Annotated in this window: 16 protein-coding genes; 8 read left to right on the top strand and 8 right to left on the bottom strand. The window is 63.5% G+C overall.

Annotated features, from left to right (window positions below; genetic code table 11):
- Nucleotides 1-95: 95 nt before the first annotated feature.
- Nucleotides 96-1,400 (top strand): hypothetical protein, encoded by a 1,305-nt coding sequence (locus O4H32_RS04110; protein WP_269356988.1) that lies wholly within the window; start codon nucleotides 96-98, stop codon nucleotides 1,398-1,400.
- 288 nt (nucleotides 1,401-1,688) lie between these two features.
- Here the strand turns inward: O4H32_RS04110 and O4H32_RS04115 are convergent, their stop codons facing one another.
- On the bottom strand, nucleotides 1,689-1,952 hold the full coding sequence (locus tag O4H32_RS04115) for a transcriptional regulator (protein ID WP_331284272.1): 264 nt from the start codon (nucleotides 1,950-1,952) through the stop codon (nucleotides 1,689-1,691).
- 872 nt (nucleotides 1,953-2,824) lie between these two features.
- On the opposite strand from O4H32_RS04115, the gene O4H32_RS04120 reads away from it, so the two are divergent.
- Both O4H32_RS04120 and O4H32_RS04125 read left to right on the top strand, forming a co-directional pair.
- On the top strand, nucleotides 2,825-3,049 hold the full coding sequence (locus tag O4H32_RS04120) for a helix-turn-helix transcriptional regulator (RefSeq protein WP_269356991.1): 225 nt from the start codon (nucleotides 2,825-2,827) through the stop codon (nucleotides 3,047-3,049).
- A gap of 102 nt (nucleotides 3,050-3,151) precedes the next feature.
- The gene (locus O4H32_RS04125) at nucleotides 3,152-3,400 is read left to right on the top strand and encodes a helix-turn-helix transcriptional regulator (protein ID WP_269356993.1); all 249 of its coding nucleotides are present in this window, start codon (nucleotides 3,152-3,154) and stop codon (nucleotides 3,398-3,400) included.
- Here the strand turns inward: O4H32_RS04125 and O4H32_RS04130 are convergent.
- On the bottom strand, nucleotides 3,385-4,596 hold the full coding sequence (locus O4H32_RS04130; protein WP_269356995.1) for a tyrosine-type recombinase/integrase: 1,212 nt from the start codon (nucleotides 4,594-4,596) through the stop codon (nucleotides 3,385-3,387). The two genes, O4H32_RS04125 and O4H32_RS04130, sit on opposite strands and share 16 nt — an antisense overlap.
- A 172-nt stretch (nucleotides 4,597-4,768) precedes the next feature.
- Nucleotides 4,769-6,025, bottom strand: coding sequence for an NADP-dependent isocitrate dehydrogenase (gene icd, locus O4H32_RS04135; protein WP_269356997.1), 1,257 nt, complete (start codon nucleotides 6,023-6,025; stop codon nucleotides 4,769-4,771).
- 182 nt (nucleotides 6,026-6,207) lie between these two features.
- Between icd and O4H32_RS04140 the strand changes: the two genes are divergently transcribed.
- Nucleotides 6,208-6,639, top strand: coding sequence for a DUF1841 family protein (locus O4H32_RS04140; RefSeq protein WP_269356999.1), 432 nt, complete (start codon nucleotides 6,208-6,210; stop codon nucleotides 6,637-6,639).
- 83 nt (nucleotides 6,640-6,722) lie between these two features.
- Here O4H32_RS04140 and O4H32_RS04145 read toward each other — a convergent pair whose 3' ends face one another.
- Together O4H32_RS04145 and O4H32_RS04150 are read right to left on the bottom strand one after the other, a co-directional pair.
- The gene (locus tag O4H32_RS04145; protein ID WP_269357001.1) at nucleotides 6,723-7,079 is read right to left on the bottom strand and encodes a c-type cytochrome; all 357 of its coding nucleotides are present in this window, start codon (nucleotides 7,077-7,079) and stop codon (nucleotides 6,723-6,725) included.
- Between the two features lie 17 nt (nucleotides 7,080-7,096).
- A complete protein-coding gene (locus tag O4H32_RS04150; protein ID WP_407932609.1) occupies nucleotides 7,097-7,438 on the bottom strand; it encodes a c-type cytochrome in 342 nt (113 codons plus the stop codon).
- Between the two features lie 180 nt (nucleotides 7,439-7,618).
- On the opposite strand from O4H32_RS04150, the gene O4H32_RS04155 reads away from it, so the two are divergent.
- The 3 genes from O4H32_RS04155 (at nucleotide 7,619) to O4H32_RS04165 (ending at nucleotide 10,357) form a co-directional block, all read left to right on the top strand.
- Nucleotides 7,619-8,482, top strand: a complete 864-nt coding sequence (locus tag O4H32_RS04155; RefSeq protein ID WP_269357005.1) for an AAA family ATPase — start codon at nucleotides 7,619-7,621, stop codon at nucleotides 8,480-8,482.
- Nucleotides 8,483-8,548: 66 nt separating this feature from the next.
- Complete coding sequence (locus tag O4H32_RS04160; RefSeq protein WP_269357006.1) at nucleotides 8,549-9,163, top strand: GNAT family N-acetyltransferase; 615 nt, start codon at nucleotides 8,549-8,551, stop codon at nucleotides 9,161-9,163.
- Nucleotides 9,164-9,187: 24 nt separating this feature from the next.
- A complete protein-coding gene (locus tag O4H32_RS04165) occupies nucleotides 9,188-10,357 on the top strand; it encodes a vWA domain-containing protein (RefSeq protein WP_269357008.1) in 1,170 nt (389 codons plus the stop codon).
- Between the two features lie 24 nt (nucleotides 10,358-10,381).
- Here O4H32_RS04165 and O4H32_RS04170 read toward each other — a convergent pair whose 3' ends face one another.
- The 3 genes from O4H32_RS04170 to aptA all read right to left on the bottom strand — a co-directional run bounded on the left by O4H32_RS04170 (nucleotide 10,382) and on the right by aptA (nucleotide 14,215).
- Complete coding sequence (locus O4H32_RS04170; RefSeq protein ID WP_269357009.1) at nucleotides 10,382-12,298, bottom strand: hypothetical protein; 1,917 nt, start codon at nucleotides 12,296-12,298, stop codon at nucleotides 10,382-10,384.
- A 29-nt stretch (nucleotides 12,299-12,327) separates the two neighbouring features.
- Nucleotides 12,328-12,783 (bottom strand): type III secretion system chaperone, encoded by a 456-nt coding sequence (locus tag O4H32_RS04175; protein ID WP_269357010.1) that lies wholly within the window; start codon nucleotides 12,781-12,783, stop codon nucleotides 12,328-12,330.
- 100 nt (nucleotides 12,784-12,883) lie between these two features.
- The gene (aptA, locus tag O4H32_RS04180) at nucleotides 12,884-14,215 is read right to left on the bottom strand and encodes an omega-aminotransferase AptA (protein WP_475572013.1); all 1,332 of its coding nucleotides are present in this window, start codon (nucleotides 14,213-14,215) and stop codon (nucleotides 12,884-12,886) included.
- Between the two features lie 171 nt (nucleotides 14,216-14,386).
- Here aptA and O4H32_RS04185 point away from each other — a divergent pair, with 171 nt between their 5' ends.
- Nucleotides 14,387-15,805: an aminotransferase-like domain-containing protein gene (locus tag O4H32_RS04185; protein ID WP_269357011.1), complete on the top strand. Its 1,419-nt coding sequence runs from the start codon at nucleotides 14,387-14,389 to the stop codon at nucleotides 15,803-15,805.
- The last annotated feature ends 31 nt before the right edge of the window (nucleotides 15,806-15,836 follow it).

The following is a 15,836-nucleotide window of genomic DNA, read 5'->3' on the forward strand; positions in this document are numbered from 1 at the left end:
GGCGCTGAAGATGAAAACCCCGGCTGAGGCATTTGCATTAGCCGCCTGATCTGTGCAGGTTCTGATGGGTCAATACAGACCTCGGCGCCCGAGAGATGGAAAGCGGGCTCATCCAGCTCATCTTCTCGCTGCTGAGCCGCATGCAAGCCCGCCTCGGTGGTAACCTCGACCAGTTGATCGACTATGTCGTCAACAATGCCGCGGCGTGGACCTTCCCCGAGGTCGCCGGCGAAGAGGTCGACAAGCGCGAGCGGGCGCTGAAAGAGTGGGAGCGTCATATGGCAACGCTCGACACCGCCATTCTCAGTCTCATCGGCGAGGCCGACGTGCCCGATGACCAGATCGAGGCCGCGCTCGACAACATCCTTCAATCTTCGCTCTGGCAACGCCGCCTGCTTCGCGTCGACGACGCATCGCGCGCAGCCTATCGCACCACACTGCTTACTCGAAGCCGGCATATCTGGGCGAATTCGACTGCCGCTACACGACGCGGCTACTTTCTGGCCGGGCTTGGCCTTGAAGCTGGACATGCGCTGGACGCAATTGCGCCAGAGGCGAATGACCTTCTCATACAGGCCAACGCAGCCCTCGTGGCATCGGACCATGAGGCGGCAATCGCTGCGATCACAGGTATCGCCGAACGCGTGTTCGCCTTCTACCCGTTTGAGCCGGACCCACTCCCGGCGAATTGGCGCGAAGTCCTCAGATATTGGCTGCTCGGGCAGCCGTTGGCAGCGATCGTCGCCGGAGAGGAGGCTGATGCATTGCAGTTTATTGAGGGCGGCCTGGTTTATCGCCTTCCCTGGGCCATGGAGGCCTTACGGGTCCGTGCCGCCGCCAACGGCGATGTCGTTGGCATGTTCGCACAAGCGTTGGACGACTATGAACTCGGCCTGGCTGTTCCGGCTGTCGAAACGGGGACGATGAACCGCTCCGCCTCGATTCTGATCCAAGCGGGTTTTAATTCACGGCTGGCGGCCATCAAAGCTGTCACCGACACGGCCGCCACTCTCACGACCGGTGCGGAATTGCGCGACTGGCTGCGTTCACCCGGCCTCGCGGCCTGGTCGGCGCAACCAAACTGGCCAACGGCCGAGACTCGGGCCATATGGCTCGCATTCATCCAGGAGTTTGCTCCGTCAGACAACCTGACCTGGGCGCGGCGAGATTATCTTGGAAACGTCCAGTGGTTCGCTGTACCGGCACCTCCCGGAACACCAGTCAGCCTCTTTCATTGGAACGGACAGCCGCTAGTGCTGGCACCCGACGGGCACGCGATTGGTCTGCTACAACACCCGCTCAACCTGAATCGGCGAGGTCTTGTTCGAGCGACGGTCGCTATGAATAACGGCCAGCTTGATCTGAGCTATCTCGGCCCCGATGATTTGTGGGGAGGCTAGGGTTGCAGATGGCGAATCACCTACATACTTGGGTGAATGTGGGTGTACAAATTACCGCTCTGACGGCTTGAATTCTCTCAATATGGTATTTTTTATGGTATCAGGTACACCAAATAACTCAATATGCTGATTTGTAAGGGTATTTCGTTGTAATTAACAATAGAGTGGGCATGGTCGATAAGCTGAAATTCAGATAGAACATCCGTTTTGTGGCCACCAGCTTTTACCAAAACACTGTTTGCAATCAGGCTGAACTCTTCCCATGGCGATAGCTCTCGCTTTCTATTCTTAATCCTCCCCCCGCAACTCCGGCCAGATCTGCCACCAGTCATCCGGGCGCAACTGCTTCCGGGTGACTTCCCCACCCGTCACTTCCTCGATCTCCACACAACGGATGATCGGCACCGGGCGGGTGCCTGACGCCCAGCCGCTCACCACCGGCACCGGCACGCCCAGCTTCTTGGCGAGCTTGGTCATCCCGCCCATTACGGCACAGGCTTCTCGGACTGGTTGAAAATCAGGCATAACCTTCCATAACCATGTCATCGACATGGATTTTATTAGATAAATCAGCTATTTGGATGTGACGAAGCTTGAGCTTTTTCGGCTGTTTTGTGAGGCGAAAGTTCAGCGGCCGGCGGCGAAGTTGTAACAGCGGGTCAAATGACAGGGTTCGACCGCATGACACATCCTGAACCGACCTGAACCAAACTTTTCTCGATCCCCCTAGGGGGAACCAAGAATTGTATGACACCCTCGCGCCGTCAAATAGTCACAGGCAAAAACAATTTGTCCCGACCCGGTATCACCCCCAGACGGAACGATTCGTTAAGCTCATCCATCCTTTAGTAAAACCCGGAAATGCTTGAAAAATCAATCATCTTATTGCCTATTGACAAGCATTATTCGATTGATAACAATAGACCCCACCTGCACCCTGCAGACCGGCTCTTTAACAAGCAAAAATCGATGAATACTGCGCCCTGCCCGATTACGCGGCACGCGATTGCGCAGCAACCTGTAACGCATCGGGGTTGAAGCAAAACCGATGAAATCCACCAATCGCAGCCAGCCCCTCGCGTGGGGCGCGGATGGCTGCGTGCGGCGGGGACTTCCCTTCACAGGAAGCGCCCGGTGCATTCATCCGAATGCCCAACATCAGGGATGGCGACGTAATCCCATGACGACAGCGGGAAAGACCGCAGTTCCCGGCATCCAGACGAGCCGCCACCGGCGGGCCAGCGTCTGGCCCTGCCGGGGATGGTCCAAGCACCCGGCCCCCATCGCGGCATCTTGGCGGGTCGGCTCCCAGGGCTCCGGCGAGCCCGCTTTGGCCGATGACCGGCACAGGGCATCGACCAAAGCACATAAATTCACCCCATCACTCAGCCTGGCACGTTCACCAGCATCAGAAGGATCGACGCATGACGATGACAAGCACCTTGACCGCTCAATTTCCCCAACCACCCACCAGCACCACCCTGCTCTATCGCATCTGCGTGGCAGAACGCAAGCTGGGCGTATCGCGCTCCACCATCTATCGACTGATCAACGAGGGCGAGCTGGAGCTCATCAAGATCAGCAAGCGCTCCAGCCGCATCACGGCGGCCAGCCTGCATGCACTGATCGAGCGCAGCAAGGCTGCCTGAAACAGCGCCAGACCACCCTGGAGCCGCATTCCGCCTCCGCAAAGCACTGGCTGTAATCCCTACCCAGTCGCAGTCACCCAGGTATGACAGAAGGATCGATCCATGGACACACCGCCGCACATTCCCGCAAACACCCGGCCACTCTTCGCCTCCAACACCCTGGTCCGCGTGCCCGATATCTGCCGCAACCCCAAGACTGGTCAGCCAGGCATTCTGCCGATCAGTCGATCCACCTGGTACGAATGGGTCAAGCAGGGGATCGCACCGCCGGGCATGCGGATCGGCGGCCGCACCGTCGTGTGGCGTCTATCCGATATCCAGGCGATGACAAAAGTTCAGTCTGGCCGCTGAGCCAGCCGGTCCAGATGATCCGCCAGAAACTGTAGGGCATCTCGACGCTCTTGGCCCAGCTCTGCATGGTTGTATGCGGCCTCTACCTGCCCCCTGGGGGCATGAGACAGCAGCAGTTCAACCACCTCGGATCGGAAGCCGTGTTCCCGCAGCAGCGTGGCCGCTGTGCCACGAACGCCATGCGGCGCAAATCCCTGGACACCGAAATCGATCCGTTTGAAGAAGTGATTCAGGCTGGCCTCGCCCATAGGGGCGATACGGCCACTGCTGGTATAGATGGTCGGAAAGACGTAATCCTGGTGGCCCGTCATGGGCTGCAATGCCTGCAGCAAGGCCACCGCCTGGCGGGGCAGATAAACCCGATGACGCTTGCGCATCTTCATACGCTCGGCGGGGATATCCCAGATTCCGGTCGTCAGATCGAATTCCGCCCAGTGACTGCGGATCAGCTCGCTTTTACGAACCATGGTATAGAACAGCATCTGCGCGGCCACCAGGGTCGTGAAATGGGCACCCTGGCGCGGGATCTGTCGCCAGAGCCGACCGACCTCTGCCTCCAGCAAGTGCTTGTGGTGGGTGCGCTTGGGCACGCTGATCGCACCGCGCACCATCAGGGCCGGGTTGGAATCGGCCACCAGATTGCGGATCGCGTAGTTGTAGATGCGCTGAATGAGCGACCGCACGCCTTCTGCCGTGACGGCAGTGGTACGTAAAGGCTCCAAAACATCCAGCACCTCACGGGGCGCCACAGCCGCCAGCGGACGGCCACCGATTGCAGGGAATACATGGCTTTCCAGCCAACGCAATTGCTGTGCCCGATAGGCGGCAGAACGATAGAACAGGGTCTCTTCGACCCATTTTCTGGCATAGGTCTCGAACGTCAGCTGATCAGGGACACCTCCCCTGCTCCCGGGCCGACCCTGTCGGCCTGCCTTGGGGTTCTCGCCCTTCAGCACTTTGTCCATCAGTTCAGCATGGATCTGCCGGGCATCCTTCAACGAAACCGTCGGGTAACGCCCGATGGTGATCTTGTCCCGACGGCCTTCGAAATGGAATTTATAGCGCCAGACCTTTGTACCCGTAGGCAATACCTCCAGATACAACCCACCGCCATCCGTCAAGGCATAGGGCTTGTCCTTGGGTTTGGCGGCATTGATGACGACGGGGCGCAGCGCATAGGCAAAAGCACGAGACATGGGGCCATGATCCTGAAATTTTGGGGCCATGATAGCAAATATGGCCCCAAACTATGGCCCCAAACTCATGCGATGGCCCCGGATTCAGCCATACCCCACTGGACACAAAAAAGCCCCGCTCTCCTATGAAAACGGGGCCTTTCCAGACTTCAATGAATCAGTCGAAGACCGATTACATATTGTCGATCATCACCTGGCCGAAGCCCGAGCACGACACCTGGGTCGCGCCTTCCAGCAGGCGGGCGAAGTCATAGGTGACCTTCTTCGACAGGATGGACTTTTCCATGCTGCTGATGATCAGGTCGGCGGCTTCGGTCCAGCCCATGTGGCGCAGCATCATCTCGGCGGACAGGATTTCCGAACCCGGATTGACGTAGTCCTTGCCGGCGTACTTCGGAGCGGTGCCGTGGGTGGCTTCGAACATGGCCACGGAATCCGACAGGTTGGCGCCCGGGGCGATGCCGATCCCGCCGACCTGGGCGGCCAGGGCGTCGGAAATGTAGTCGCCATTCAGATTCAGCGTCGCGATGACGTCGTATTCGGCCGGGCGCAGCAGGATCTGCTGCAGGAAGGCGTCGGCGATGACGTCCTTGACCACGATGTCACGGCCGGTCTTGGGGTTCTTGAACTTGCACCACGGACCGCCGTCCACCGGCTGGGCGCCGAATTCCTTCTGGGCCAGGGCGTAGCCCCAGTCGCGGAAGCCGCCTTCGGTGAACTTCATGATGTTGCCCTTGTGCACCAGCGTGACGCTCGGACGGTCGTTGTCGATGGCGTACTGGATGGCCTTGCGGACCAGACGTTCCGTGCCTTCGCGCGACACGGGCTTGACGCCGATGCCGGACGTGCCCGGGAAGCGGATCTTCTTGACGCCCAGCTTGTCCTGCAGGAATTCGATGAGCTGGCGGGCCTTGTCGGACTCGGCTTCGAATTCGATGCCGGCGTAGATGTCCTCGGAGTTTTCACGGAAGATGACCATGTCGGTCTTTTCCGGTTCGCGCACGGGCGAGGGCACGCCCTTGAAGTAGCGCACCGGCCGCAGGCAGACGTACAGATCCAGCTCCTGGCGCAGGGCCACGTTCAGGGAACGGATGCCGCCGCCCACCGGGGTGGTCAGGGGGCCCTTGATGGACACGACATATTCGCGCACGGCCTCCAGGGTTTCTTCGGGCAGCCAGACGTCCGGGCCGTAGATCTTGGTGGATTTTTCACCGGCGTAGACTTCCATCCAGTGGATCTTGCGCTTGCCGCCGTAGGCCTTGGCGACCGCGGCGTCCACGACCTTCAGCATCACCGGGGTGATGTCCTGGCCCGTGCCGTCGCCCTCGATGTAGGGAACGATGGGCTCATCGGGGATGTTCAGGGAGAAATCGGCGTTGACCGTGATCTTCTGTCCGCCGGCCGGGACCTTGATGTGCTGATAGGACATGGGTGCTCCAGTGTTGCTGGGTTTGTTGTTCAAGAGAAAGGGGAAGCAGTCTTATATAAGAGTTTAGCGTAAACTGGCTGTCGGCAGACAGCCTTTCCTTCGTATTCTACTGGCCGGTGTCCCCGAAATACCCGGATCGGCGGGTTAGAATGGGTAATTCGGCCCGTCTTTTTCCATCCCGCATGTTCAATCCCTCCAAGGAACAGGTCCGCGTGTTCTTCACCGGCGCCTGGCGCAAACGCCGCTCTGGCGGTGTGCTGACGCCGCTGGAAACCATGGCCGCCGACCTGGTCGAGCGCCATCCCGAATACCACGAGGACCTGCAGGATCCGGACGCCGCCGAACGCGACTACCCGGTCGAGGCCGGCCGCACCAACCCCTTCCTGCACCTGTCGATGCACCTGGCGATCCAGGAGCAGTTGTCGATCGATCATCCGCCCGGCATCCGCGCCGCCTGGAACGCCCTGACGCAAGGCCGCGACGAGCACGAGGCCGCCCACGTCATCATGGAGGCCCTGGGCGAGGTCGTCTGGGAAGCCCAGCGGCTGGGCAAGCCGCTGGACAATGAACGTTACCTCGACCTGATCCGGCGGCACGCCACGCGCGATCACTGATCCGTCCCCCCACGCAAACGCCCGCCGGGCCATGGGCCGGGCGGGCGTTTGCGTCTTTCCGTTGACCGGACGGGTCCCTCGCGCTACTTGCGCACCGCCAGCGACGAAGGCTGGGTCGACAGCCAGGCGGAAATGTTTTCGATGTCGGCCGCCGACAGCTGCGATGCCATGGCGCCCATGATGGCGTTCTTGCGCACGTTGGCCGAGGCCGGCGCCCCCGCCTGGCCGCGCTGGTAGGCGGTCAGGGCATGGGCCAGGTAATCCTGGTGCTGCCCGGCCAGGATCGGATAGTCGGGTTGCAACGGGGTCTTGGCATCGGCGCCGTGGCAGGAGGCGCAGGTGAACTTTTCGAAGGCGGCCTTGCCGGCCTGCAGGTCGGCCGCCCGCGCGCCGGTGGCCGTCAGTCCGAGGCCCAGCAGGGCAATCCACAATGTACGCATGATGGTCTTCCCCCGGATCACTTGAGACTGGAATAGTAGGCCGCGACGTCGGCCATGTCCTGCTCGGACAGAGACCGCGCGATGGCGTCCATGGTCGGGAAGGAACGCGCGCCGCTGGCGTATTCCTTCAGCGCCGCGACGATGTAGGGCGCGCTCTGACCGGCGATCATGGGGACGTGGTACAACTCCGGATAGGCCGCCTTGTACCCCGGAATGCCATGGCAGCCGATGCACATGGACACCTTCTGGGCGCCGGCCTGGACATTGCCCTGAACGGCGGAGGGATCGGCCGCCAGGGCCGGGCCGGCCAGCAGACAGGACGCCGCCACCACGACGGCGCCCACACCACGATCAAGCATTGCTCGCGACTTCATATGGCCTCTTGTCTCTCAGATTTATATTGTGTCGGCATCGGCCAGCCTCCTGCCGGGCCGATGAGGCAAGTCGATTGTACGATAATTGTTTCGACACAGTCAGGCATCGAAATTTCAAACCCATAACATCTGTCTCACGGCCCCACGCGCCATCCTCCGCCGCCCATGAACCGCACGACCGCCTCCGCTCCGCGCGACCGTTTCGACGGTACCGACCGCTATGTCGCCACCGAATCCCTGAAGACCGCCGTCAACGCGGCCCTGGCGCTGCGCCGCCCGCTGCTGGTCAAGGGCGAGCCGGGCACCGGCAAGACCCTGCTGGCCGAAGAAGTCGCCCGCGCGCTGGACCGGCCCCTGCTGCAATGGCACATCAAGTCCACGACCAAGGCGCAGCAGGGCCTGTACGAATACGACGCCGTCTCGCGGCTGCGGGATTCCCAACTGGGCGAAGCCACCGTGCACGACATCCGCAACTACATCGTGCGGGGCGTGCTGTGGCAGGCCTTCGAATCGGAACGTCCCTGCGTGGTGCTGATCGACGAGATCGACAAGGCCGACATCGAATTCCCCAACGACCTGCTGCGCGAACTGGACCGGATGGAATTCCATGTCTACGAAACCCGACAGACCGTTCAGGCGCGCCACAAGCCCCTGATCATCATCACCTCGAACAACGAAAAAGACCTGCCCGACGCTTTCCTGCGGCGCTGCTTCTTCCACTACATCGACTTCCCCGACCGGGAGACGCTCGGCGACATCGTCGCCGTCCATTTCCCGGACCTGCGCGCCGATGTCCTGGGCGCGGCCCTGGACGCCTTTTTCCGCCTGCGCGAGGTCCCCGGGCTGAAGAAACGCCCCTCGACCTCGGAATTCCTGGACTGGCTGCATCTGCTGCTGGCCGAATCGGTGCCGCCCGACAGTCTGGCGCGCGGCGACGTCCCGCCGCTGGCCGGCGCCCTGCTTAAAAACGAACAGGACCTGAACCTGCTGCGACGGCTGGCCACCCTGACGCAGCGCGGCGGACGCTGAGCGGCGCCGCGCCGGAACGGCCAGACCGTACGGCGTCCTTTCAAATCCCTTGATACCGGACCGCACATGGACACCACAGGCTTCAAGCAAGCGCCCCGCCCCGTCACCCTGGAAGCCCACGGCGTGCGCCTGGTCCCGCTGACCCGTGACCACACCGCTGGACTGCGCACCGCCGCCGCCGATGGCGAACTCTGGAACCTGCGTGTCACTTCGGTGCCCGAACCCGGCCAGACCGAATCCTACGTCGATCAGGCCCTGAAAGGCCGGGACGACGGCCACATGCTGCCTTTCGCCGTCATCGACGCCACCAGCGGCGCCGTGCTGGGCTCTACGCGCTACCACGACATCGTGCCGGCGGTCGCCCGGCTGGAGATCGGCTACACCTGGTACGCCGGATCCCGCCAGCGCACCCACGTCAACACGGCCTGCAAGCTGCTCCTGCTCGAGCACGCCTTCGACGCCCTGGGCGCGGCCGTGGTGGGGTGGCGCACCGACAATTACAACCATGCCTCCCAGCGCGCCATCGAGCGGCTGGGCGCCCGGCGCGACGGCGTGATCCGCCACCACGCGCCGCGCCGCGACGGCACCGTGCGCGACACGGTCATGTACAGCCTGCTGGCGGGCGAATGGCCCGAAGTCCGCGCCCATCTGCTCTACCAGCTGCGGCGCCCGCGCGCCTGAGGCGCCCGTTCCATTCACCTGGCCATGCTGACCGACTTCTTCACCCAGTTGCGCGCCGCCGGCATCCCGGTCTCGATCCGGGAATATCTGAGCCTGCTGGAATTGCTGTGCAGCCCCGCCGCGCCCGTCGGCACAGAAGAGTTCTACCATCTGGCACGCCTGGCGCTGGTCAAGGACGAAACCCGCTACGACCGCTACGACCGGGTCTTCGCCGCCTTCATCGGCCAGCTCCAGGCCCGCGCGGGCGGCCCGGACATCCCGCCGGACTGGCTCGTCCAGACCTTCCGCAAACAACTCAGCAACGAGGAAAAGGCCGCCCTGGAAAGACACGGCTGGGACAAGCTGATGGAGATGTTCCGCGAACGCCTGGCCGAGCAGAAGGAACGCCACGCGGGCGGCAACAAATGGATCGGCACCGGCGGCTCATCGCCCTTCGGCCACGGCGGCTTCCATCCCGAAGGCATCCGCGTGGGCGGTCCGTCGGCCGGCAATCGCACCGCCGTCAAGGTCTGGGAACGGCGCGACTACCGCGACTACGACGACCAGCAGACCCTGGGCACGCGCAACTTCAAGATGGCGCTGCGGCGTCTGCGGCGTTTCGCCCGCCAGGGCGCCGCGCTGGAACTGGACATGCCGGGCACCATCCGCGGCACCGCCGAGCAGGCCGGCATGCTGGACCTGCGCTGGATGCCCGAACGCCACAACGCCGTCAAGGTCCTGATGCTGCTGGACGTGGGCGGCAGCATGGACGATCACATCGCCCGCATCGAATCCCTGTTCTCCGCCGCGCGCGGCGAATTCCGGCACCTGGAAGTCTATTACTTCCACAACTGTCCCTACGAATCCGTCTGGCGCCACAACAGCCGGCGCCGCAGCGAGCGCATCGAGACATGGGATCTGCTGCGCGCCCATGGCGAGGACTGGCGCCTGATCCTGGTGGGCGACGCGTCCATGAGCCCCTACGAACTGCTCTATCCGGGCGGATCCATCGAGCACCACAACGAAGAGACCGGCGCCGCCTGGCTGCAACGCATCCTGGGACATTGGCCGCGCGCCGTCTGGCTGAACCCGGAGCCGTCCGGATCCTGGCCATACCGCCAGTCCATCACCCTGATCAGGGAAATCATGCACGACCGCATGTACGGCATGACCCTGGACGGACTGGAACAAGCCATGCGGCTGCTGTCGAAATGACCCGGCCCGGGATCAGCCGGCCCATCACGCCATTTGCAACCCGCTTTCGTCACCCGTCAGCACGGAATCGTCTTTTCCGGTCTTGAGGGAACCGTTCGAAGAGTCGAACGCCACGACATTGCCGATCGTCGCCACCACGCCGCCGACATTGTGCGACACCTTGAGGGGGACGCCATCCTTGCCCGGAGTCAGCGTAATGACCGCCACGGACGTCAGGGTGCAGGGCTTGTCCCCGATAGGCTCGCGCAGCGATTGCGGGTCGGAGCCAAACCGCTCGATGCGCCATACGGTCTCCATGGAGATGGAAATCAGCGGGTCGTGATTCCGCACCGAGAAGCGGATCTCCGGCTCGCCCTCCTGGAGCTTGAGGTAGCGCCCCTCGGAGCCCACCAGCCCCGTTTCGGGGTCGCGCATGTGCTTGAGCGTCGGCTCGGCCAGCGTGCGGCGGGCCAGATCCGGATCCAGGTACCGCGTCGCCACCTCCAGGATCTGCGGATCGTTGCCGCACAGATTGGACAGGCTGCGCAATTCCGATTCCTGCGAGACGCTGAGTTCCTTGCCCCAGCCTATCATGGACCAGCCCGTGCTCCAGAGGGTGTTCACACCCTGCAGAGCCATATCCGAATAGCCATAGGAAGATCCCGGAAGATCGATCTTCAGGGAGCCGGCATGCTCGGCATAGCGGCTGGATACATTCCACCCCCCCAGGAGTTTCGTCCCCGTTCCCACGCCATCCAGGACTTCTTCTCCTTCCCGGGCCACCTCGCCGACCACGTCGTCGCGCATGTAGGCATGGTTCACCGTCTCCACTCGCGAGACCTGACCGGTCAGGGTATAGCCCATCTCCGTGCCGCCACGCTCGCCCAGCGGACGCGTCTGCTCCGGATTCACCATCTTCGCCACGACTTCCAGTTCCTCGCGCCGCTCCGTCGTCAGCCGCCCGGAGTCCATCGCCTTCTGGAGTTGCTCCGTCTGCTCCTCCATCATCTTGGTCGACTCTTCCTGACCCAGCACGCTCTCGCTCACGCACTGGCGCGCGACCAAGGTCTCCATGACTTCCCGCGAGGTGACCTTTTCAGTGATCTCGTCATGAAAGAGCATGGGAAGGTCGTCGGTCTCGATTTCCTGACCGGTTTCCTGCTTCTGCTTGAGCTGGTCGATGGTCTTGGAGTGCACGTCGCGCACGTCGGTCGTCTCCGTGGTGCTCAGGCCTACTTTCTTGCTGATGGTTTCACCCAGCATCTGCCCAAGATTCTCGCCCAGCTGATCGATGCCGTTGCGCGCGGTCTTGACGGTGTCGATCACGCCGGGCATGACACCCAGCACACGGGACAGCACGCCCGGCGGATCCTCGGGCTTTCCGGTGAGGTAGGCATTGAGGCCCTTGGCCATGAGACCATAGAGTTTGCTGTCACCCTGCTGGAACTCGGTCTTGGACAGCACGGCGCGATCCAGAATGGCCATGACCTGCCGGGCCACGAAGTCGCCACCGGTGCGGCCGCCCACCATGCTCTTGATGTAATCCTCGAGCGGCTTGCGCCCATATTGCTGCGCGGTGGTGGCCAGCACCTTTTCCAGCGCATGATCACCCAGGTTGTCCGTAATCAGGTTGCCGACGGTTTCCTGCCAGCCCTGGGGCACCAGTTTTTCCATCAGTTTCTTGACACCAGCCTGCATCTGGACATGATCGTTGTCGATGGCGGCCTGGCGGATGGCGGGCAACAGGCGGGAATGGCGCTCGCCCAGGGATTTGTTGGTGGAAGCATAATCGAAACCGATCTGGATGGCGTCGCGCAACACGCTTTGCGCCAACGTGTCGCGATTGACCTTCCCGCCGGACAGCCGGTTGGCGATGTTGTTGAGCGTATCGGACTTTTCAAGCGCCGAGAACGCCAGGGTCTTGAGCCCGGTGGCGATGTAGGAACCGATGCTGGTGGACATGGTCAGGCCTCAGTGATCGTCGACGGCCATCAGGCCTTGTGGAACAGGCGCGAGCCGCCCTGCGCATCGGGCGTACCGGCTTTCTGGGCGAATTCCTGCAGCGCAACCTTCCAGCGCTCGGCCTGGTTGACCAGGTTTTCCACCGCCTGCACCGCGGACCCCTCGTCGTGCAGCGCCAGATCCACGGTCTTGAACAGAATCAGGCGGTCATGCTGGGTATCCAGGCCAAAATAACAATCCTGCGTGGCCATGCCGAACAGATGCAGTTGCAGGACCGTGGTCAGCATCGGTTCACGGCCCGCACCCGGCGCGAGCGTCAGGATTGCGGCGTAGACATGCACGGCGCGCTCGCCGGGCGCCAGTTCGAAAGTCACTTCGAGGCCGCCGTCGAATTCGAGCGCGCAGCCACCCGATGCGGCGGCCTCGGCGACGTCCAGCCGCGTCTGGGCGCCCAGGGCATCGAGAAATCCACGAAATTCGATCATGTCGGTTCCTTGTGTTTGACGGGATATCGGGAGCAGGATGAGTAACCGCCGGCTCAAAATGATTCCAATCCCGGCGCCCCGCCCCGATGCCGCCCCACCCTCACTCCACGGTGTCCAGCACCCGGGCCAGCGTCTCGAATATCTGTCCGATCTGGTCTTCGCCGACGATGAGCGGCGGCGAAACCGCGAGAATGTCGCCGGTATAGCGCACCAGCACCCCCTGGTCGAAGCATTTCCCGAACGCCTCGGCCGCCCGGGCTCCGGGCGCGCCCGGACGGGGCGTCAGTTCGATGCCGGCCACCAGGCCCAGATTGCGCACGTCGATGACATGGCGGCGGCCCTTGAGCGCATGGGCCGCCTCTTCGAACGCGGCCGACAGCGCCTTCGCCCGGTCGAACAGCCCCTCGTCGCGATAGATGCCCAGGGTGGCGCGCACGGCCGCCGTCGCCATCGGGTGCGCGGAATAGGTATAGCCATGGAAGAACTCGATGCCGGCCGCGCTGGCCTCGATGATGGTGTCGTGCACGGACCGGCGCACGGCGACCGCGCCGGCGGGCACGGCGGCGTTGCTGATGCCCTTGGCCAGGGTGATCAGGTCGGGCGTCACGCCGAAGAATTCGCTGCCGGTGGCCGCGCCCAGGCGGCCGAAACCGGTGATGACCTCGTCGAAGATCAGCAGGATCCCGTATTTTGCCGTGATGGCCCGGAGTCTTTCCAGATATCCTTTCGGTGGCACCAGCACCCCGGTGGACCCCGCCAGCGGCTCGACGATGACGGCCGCGATCGTCGAGGCGTCGTGCAACGCGACCAGGCTTTCCAGTGCGTCGGCGAACGGTTCTCCGCCCCAGGCCGGCTGGCCCCGGGACCAGGCATTGCGGGCCAGGTCGTGAGTGTGCGGCAAATGGTCCACCCCCGGCAGCAGCACCCCGGAAAACGCCTTGCGGTTGGGGGCGATCCCTCCCACCGAAATGCCGCCGAAACCGACGCCGTGATAGCCCCGCTCGCGGCCGATCAGGCGGGTCCGCTGGCCCTCGCCCCGCGCCCGATGATACGCCAGCGCGATCTTGAGCGCCGTGTCGACCGACTCCGACCCCGAATTGGTGAAGAACACGCGGTCCAGGCCGGCGGGCATCAGGTCGGCCACTTCGGACGCCGCCCGGAAGGAATCCTCGTGGCCGAGCTGGAAGCTGGGCGCGTAGTCCAGGTGCGCGGCCTGCCGGCTGATCGCGTCAACGATCGGCTGCCGGCCATGCCCCGCGTTGACGCACCAGAGTCCCGACGTGCCGTCCAGCACCCGGTGGCCATCCGCGGCGGTGTAGTGCATGTCCCTGGCCGAGGCGAGCAGGCGGGGATGGGCCTTGAACTGGCGGTTCGCGGTGAAGGGCATCCACAGATTGGACAAATCGGGGGAACGCGAGGTTTCAGCTTGCATGGCGGTCTCTCAATCCGGCGTTTCGACCATCGAAACGGATCTTTTCATTCTGGACCGGCCCATGACCGAAGGCCATAGACGGTGACAGGACGGACGGATGACTGTATTGTTTCAACCGGGAAAACTGTATTGAAACCAGCGCCGCCAAAGCGGCGTCGCCAAAAGACATTCATGATCCTGTTCGAGCCGGACCGCCGGCGGAAAGCGGCCCCCACGCTGGTGGACCAGACCGTCGCGGCACTGGAAGACGCCATCAGCGCCCGTGTGCTCCGTCCCGGGATGGCCTTGCCGTCGATCAGGGAATTCGCCCGGAACCACGGACTGAGCACGTTCACCGTCATGGCGGCCTACAACCGCCTGGTCGCCCGCGGCCTGCTGCAGTCGCGCCCGGGGGCCAACTTCCGCGTCAGCCAACGGAAGCAGGCCTCGCCCGCGCCCGTACCCGAATGGGTGGCGCCGCGGATCGGCGCCTCCTGGCTCCTGGCCGATGTGTTCGCCGATCACTCGATCTCGATCAAGGCGGGCTGCGGCTGGCTGCCGCCGGACTGGCACGACACGGCCGGCCTGCCGCAGGCCCTGCGCCAGCTCAGCCGGATCCCGATCAGCCAGATGGCGTCCTACGGCCACCCGCTCGGCTACCGCCCCTTGCGCGAACATATCGCCAACCGCCTGCTGGAGCACGGGCTCGACGTCGGACCTGACCAGATCCTGCTGACCCACGGAGCGACCCAGGCGCTGGACATCGTCGTACGCACGCTGCTGCGTCCCGGCGACCACGTGGCCGTCGAGGCGCCCTGCTACGCCAATCTGCTGCAGATCCTGGCCCTGAACCGCATCACGGTCCACGCGATCCCCAGAACGGCGGAAGGCATCCACGAGGCGACACTCGATGACCTGGCGCGCCGGCATCCGATCCGCGCGATGTTCGTCACGACGGTGCTGCAGAATCCGACCGGCGCCAGTTTCACGATGGCCGGCGCGTTCCGGCTGCTGCAACTGGCCGAACGCCACGCCTTCCTGGTCGTGGAGGACGACATGTCCCGCGACCTGCTGCCCGAACCCGCACCCATGCTCGCCGCGCTGGCGGGCCCCAGCCGGGTGCTCTACGTATCCGGTTTCTCGAAAAGCGTGACGCCCTCCATCCGCGTGGGTTACCTGGCTTGCGCGAAGCCGCTGGCGGACCCGTGCGCCCGCACCAAGATGTCGCTCGGCCTGACCTCCTCGGAGGTGATGGAACGGGCCGTCCATCACGTCCTGCGGGACGGACGCCACGGCACCTATCTGCGCGGCATCCGCGAGCGTCTGCGCCGGGCGCACGATCAGGTCGCCGCGTCCATGCGCGCGCATGGGTTCGAGATATGGGGAGAGCCCGGCGCCGGGCTGTTCCTGTGGGCCAGGCCGACATCGCCTCGCCTGGCCGGCGACGGCATGATCGAACTGGCCGCGCGAGCGCTGAAAGCCGGCATCTGGCTGGCGCCCGGGAGCTACTTCGACCCGGACGGGAAAGAAACGGGCTGGCTGCGCTTCAATGTGGCGTATTCCGACGACCCGCGCCTGTGGCGCTTCTTTCAGCAAACATCCGCACAGTAATGTTATATATCCGCACACTCCACCTACGGAT

Origin of the sequence: Castellaniella denitrificans (genome assembly GCF_027214045.1) — a bacterium.
In the GTDB taxonomy this organism is placed as follows: domain Bacteria; phylum Pseudomonadota; class Gammaproteobacteria; order Burkholderiales; family Burkholderiaceae_B; genus Castellaniella; species Castellaniella denitrificans_A.

Excerpts from the sequence above, each read along its gene's own strand:
- O4H32_RS04175 (WP_269357010.1), bottom strand. The coding sequence starts at position 12,783 with ATGATCGAATTTCGTGGATTTCTCGATGCCCTGGGCGCCCAGACGCGG.
- O4H32_RS04165 (WP_269357008.1), top strand. The coding sequence starts at position 9,188 with ATGCTGACCGACTTCTTCACCCAGTTGCGCGCCGCCGGCATCCCGGTC.
- O4H32_RS04160 (WP_269357006.1), top strand. The coding sequence starts at position 8,549 with ATGGACACCACAGGCTTCAAGCAAGCGCCCCGCCCCGTCACCCTGGAA.
- O4H32_RS04145 (WP_269357001.1), bottom strand. The coding sequence starts at position 7,079 with ATGCGTACATTGTGGATTGCCCTGCTGGGCCTCGGACTGACGGCCACC.
- O4H32_RS04150 (WP_407932609.1), bottom strand. The coding sequence starts at position 7,438 with ATGCTTGATCGTGGTGTGGGCGCCGTCGTGGTGGCGGCGTCCTGTCTG.
- O4H32_RS04170 (WP_269357009.1), bottom strand. The coding sequence starts at position 12,298 with ATGTCCACCAGCATCGGTTCCTACATCGCCACCGGGCTCAAGACCCTG.
- aptA (WP_475572013.1), bottom strand. The coding sequence starts at position 14,215 with ATGCAAGCTGAAACCTCGCGTTCCCCCGATTTGTCCAATCTGTGGATG.
- O4H32_RS04125 (WP_269356993.1), top strand. The coding sequence starts at position 3,152 with ATGGACACACCGCCGCACATTCCCGCAAACACCCGGCCACTCTTCGCC.
- icd (WP_269356997.1), bottom strand. The coding sequence starts at position 6,025 with ATGTCCTATCAGCACATCAAGGTCCCGGCCGGCGGACAGAAGATCACG.
- O4H32_RS04155 (WP_269357005.1), top strand. The coding sequence starts at position 7,619 with ATGAACCGCACGACCGCCTCCGCTCCGCGCGACCGTTTCGACGGTACC.
- O4H32_RS04115 (WP_331284272.1), bottom strand. The coding sequence starts at position 1,952 with ATGTCGATGACATGGTTATGGAAGGTTATGCCTGATTTTCAACCAGTC.
- O4H32_RS04130 (WP_269356995.1), bottom strand. The coding sequence starts at position 4,596 with ATGTCTCGTGCTTTTGCCTATGCGCTGCGCCCCGTCGTCATCAATGCC.
- O4H32_RS04140 (WP_269356999.1), top strand. The coding sequence starts at position 6,208 with ATGTTCAATCCCTCCAAGGAACAGGTCCGCGTGTTCTTCACCGGCGCC.
- O4H32_RS04185 (WP_269357011.1), top strand. The coding sequence starts at position 14,387 with ATGATCCTGTTCGAGCCGGACCGCCGGCGGAAAGCGGCCCCCACGCTG.
- O4H32_RS04110 (WP_269356988.1), top strand. The coding sequence starts at position 96 with ATGGAAAGCGGGCTCATCCAGCTCATCTTCTCGCTGCTGAGCCGCATG.
- O4H32_RS04120 (WP_269356991.1), top strand. The coding sequence starts at position 2,825 with ATGACGATGACAAGCACCTTGACCGCTCAATTTCCCCAACCACCCACC.